Here is a 643-nt window from a genome sequence, read left to right on the forward strand (position 1 = left end):
GGCGGGAGCGCATCTGGAAGGGGAGACTCTGCGGCTGAGCAAGATTGGCTCGATGCCTGTGGTGCTGCACCGCCCCTTGCCGGAGGGGTTTGTGCCCAAAACCTGCACAGTGGTGCGCAAGGCCGATGGGTGGTATGTCTGCATCAGCTTGGAAGACAAAAGCGTTCCTTCCCCAGAGCCTGTGCCTATCAAAAAGGCGGTGGGCATTGATGTGGGATTGGATAGGTTTCTCACCACCAGCGATGGGGAGGTGGTGCCTATCCCGCGGTACTACCGCCGAGCCCAAAAACACTTGGCTCGACAGCAGCGGCAACTGAGCCGCAAAGTGAAGGGATCCGCCAACTGGAAGAGACAAGCCACGAAAGTTGCTTGTTTGCAGTTGCACGTTGCCCGACAACGCAAAGCGTTCCACTACCAAGTGGCGCACTGGCTGGTGGGGCAATACGACCTGTTGGTGGTGGAGGATCTCAACGTCCGAGGGCTGGCACGGACTCGGTTGGCTAAATCGATTTTGGATGCGGCTTGGGGACGATTTCTTGACATTCTGACAGCAGTGGCGGTCAAACGCGGCAAACAGGTGTTGAGAGTGGATCCCCGTGGTACGTCCCAAAATTGTTGTGTTTGTGAGGAGCGTGTTCCCAAG

The 643-nt window shown here is 57.4% G+C and carries 1 protein-coding gene; it reads left to right on the forward strand.

The genetic code is table 11. The annotated features are described in order from the left end of the window. The coding region (locus NW855_RS03475; protein WP_414508348.1) for an RNA-guided endonuclease InsQ/TnpB family protein at positions 1 to 643 on the forward strand (643 nt) is incomplete at both ends.

The organism is Synechococcus sp. RC10B2 (assembly GCF_047502635.1).